This is a genomic window from Streptomyces sp. SP18BB07 (assembly GCF_036322545.1).
Lineage (GTDB): Bacteria > Actinomycetota > Actinomycetes > Streptomycetales > Streptomycetaceae > Streptomyces > Streptomyces deccanensis.
Genome location: NZ_JAQYWT010000205.1, coordinates 1 through 3193, shown reverse-complemented (window position 1 = coordinate 3193; position 3193 = coordinate 1). Strand labels below are relative to the sequence as shown.

General features: G+C 56.8%; 1 rRNA gene. It reads left to right on the top strand.

Annotated elements, in window-relative coordinates:
* Nucleotides 1–49 precede the first annotated feature (49 nt).
* Nucleotides 50–3171 (top strand): 23S ribosomal RNA (locus tag PUR53_RS02495).
* The last annotated feature ends 22 nt before the right edge of the window (nucleotides 3172–3193 follow it).

Here is a 3193-nt window from a genome sequence, read left to right as displayed (position 1 = left end):
GGGTGGTTGGTCGTTGTTTGAGAACTGCACAGTGGACGCGAGCATCTGTGGCCAAGTTTTTAAGGGCGCACGGTGGATGCCTTGGCACCAGGAACCGATGAAGGACGTGGGAGGCCACGATAGGCCCCGGGGAGTCGTCAACCAGGCTTTGATCCGGGGGTGTCCGAATGGGGAAACCCGGCAGTCGTCATGGGCTGTCACCCTTGCCTGAACACATAGGGCAAGTGGAGGGAACGCGGGGAAGTGAAACATCTCAGTACCCGCAGGAAGAGAAAACAACCGTGATTCCGGGAGTAGTGGCGAGCGAAACCGGATGAGGCCAAACCGTATGCGTGTGAGACCCGGCAGGGGTTGCGTATACGGGGTTGTGGGATCTCTCTTCTGTTGTCTGCCGGCAACAGGACGAGTCAGAAACCGTTGATGTAGGCGAAGGACATGCGAAAGGTCCGGCGTAGAGGGTAAGACCCCCGTAGCTGAAACATCAGCGGCTCGTTTGAGAGACACCCAAGTAGCACGGGGCCCGAGAAATCCCGTGTGAATCTGGCGGGACCACCCGCTAAGCCTAAATATTCCCTGGTGACCGATAGCGGATAGTACCGTGAGGGAATGGTGAAAAGTACCGCGGGAGCGGAGTGAAATAGTACCTGAAACCGTGTGCCTACAAGCCGTGGGAGCGTCGCGCATCGAGTTTACTCGGTGCGTCGTGACTGCGTGCCTTTTGAAGAATGAGCCTGCGAGTTTGCGGTGTGTTGCGAGGTTAACCCGGGTGGGGTAGCCGTAGCGAAAGCGAGTCCGAATAGGGCGTTTTAGTAGCACGCTCAAGACCCGAAGCGGAGTGATCTAGCCATGGGCAGGTTGAAGCGGAGGTAAGACTTCGTGGAGGACCGAACCCACCAGGGTTGAAAACCTGGGGGATGACCTGTGGTTAGGGGTGAAAGGCCAATCAAACTCCGTGATAGCTGGTTCTCCCCGAAATGCATTTAGGTGCAGCGTCGTGTGTTTCTTGCCGGAGGTAGAGCACTGGATAGGCGATGGGCCCTACCGGGTTACTGACCTTAGCCAAACTCCGAATGCCGGTAAGTGAGAGCGCGGCAGTGAGACTGTGGGGGATAAGCTCCATGGTCGAGAGGGAAACAGCCCAGAGCATCGACTAAGGCCCCTAAGCGTACGCTAAGTGGGAAAGGATGTGGAGTCGCAGAGACAACCAGGAGGTTGGCTTAGAAGCAGCCACCCTTGAAAGAGTGCGTAATAGCTCACTGGTCTAGTGATTCCGCGCCGACAATGTAGCGGGGCTCAAGCGTACCGCCGAAGTCGTGTCATTCATACAATAGGGCCAACGCCTGTATGGATGGGTAGGGGAGCGTCGTGTGCCGGGTGAAGCAGCCGTGTAAGCGAGTTGTGGACGGTTCACGAGTGAGAATGCAGGCATGAGTAGCGATACAAACGTGAGAAACGTTTGCGCCGATTGACCAAGGGTTCCTGGGTCAAGCTGATCTGCCCAGGGTAAGTCGGGACCTAAGGCGAGGCCGACAGGCGTAGTCGATGGATAACCGGTTGATATTCCGGTACCCGCTGTGAAGCGTCAAACATCGAACCAGGCGATGCTAAGTCCGTGAAGCCGCCCCGGAGCCTTCGGGCAAAGGGGAGTGGTGGAGCCGACGAACCAGACTTGCAGTAGGTGAGTGATGGGGTGACGCAGGAAGGTAGTCCATCCCGGGCGGTGGTTGTCCCGGGGTAAGGGTGTAGGCCGTGCGATAGGTAAATCCGTCGCACTTGTGGCTGAGACCTGATGCCGAGCCGATTGTGGTGAAGTGGATGATCCTATGCTGTCGAGAAAAGCCTCTAGCGAGTTTCATGGCGGCCCGTACCCTAAACCGACTCAGGTGGTCTGGTAGAGAATACCGAGGCGTTCGGGTGAACTATGGTTAAGGAACTCGGCAAAATGCCCCCGTAACTTCGGGAGAAGGGGGGCCATCACTGGTGATCCGATTTACTCGGTGAGCTGGGGGTGGCCGCAGAGACCAGCGAGAAGCGACTGTTTACTAAAAACACAGGTCCGTGCGAAGCCGTAAGGCGATGTATACGGACTGACGCCTGCCCGGTGCTGGAACGTTAAGGGGACCGGTTAGTCAAGATTCGTCTTGGCGAAGCTGAGAACTTAAGCGCCAGTAAACGGCGGTGGTAACTATAACCATCCTAAGGTAGCGAAATTCCTTGTCGGGTAAGTTCCGACCTGCACGAATGGCGTAACGACTTCTCGACTGTCTCAACCATAGGCCCGGTGAAATTGCACTACGAGTAAAGATGCTCGTTTCGCGCAGCAGGACGGAAAGACCCCGGGACCTTTACTACAGTTTGATATTGGTGTTCGGTTCGGCTTGTGTAGGATAGCTGGGAGACTGTGAAGCTCGGACGCCAGTTCGGGTGGAGTCGTCGTTGAAATACCAGTCTGGTCGTGCTGGATGTCTAACCCGGGTCCGTGATCCGGATCGGGGACAGTGTCTGATGGGTAGTTTAACTGGGGCGGTTGCCTCCCAAAGGGTAACGGAGGCGCCCAAAGGTTCCCTCAGCCTGGTTGGCAATCAGGTGGTGAGTGTAAGTGCACAAGGGAGCTTGACTGTGAGACCGACGGGTCGAGCAGGGACGAAAGTCGGGACTAGTGATCCGGCGGTGGCTTGTGGAAGCGCCGTCGCTCAACGGATAAAAGGTACCCCGGGGATAACAGGCTGATCTTCCCCAAGAGTCCATATCGACGGGATGGTTTGGCACCTCGATGTCGGCTCGTCGCATCCTGGGGCTGGAGTCGGTCCCAAGGGTTGGGCTGTTCGCCCATTAAAGCGGTACGCGAGCTGGGTTTAGAACGTCGTGAGACAGTTCGGTCCCTATCCGCTGCGCGCGCAGGAATATTGAGAAGGGCTGTCCCTAGTACGAGAGGACCGGGACGGACGAACCTCTGGTGTGCCAGTTGTTCTGCCAAGGGCATGGCTGGTTGGCTACGTTCGGGAGGGATAACCGCTGAAAGCATCTAAGCGGGAAGCCTGCTTCGAGATGAGTATTCCCACCCACTTGATGGGGTAAGGCTCCCAGTAGACGACTGGGTTGATAGGCCAGATATGGAAGCCCAGTAATGGGTGGAGTTGACTGGTACTAATAGGCCGAGGGCTTGTCCTCAGTTGCTCGCGTCCACTGTGTT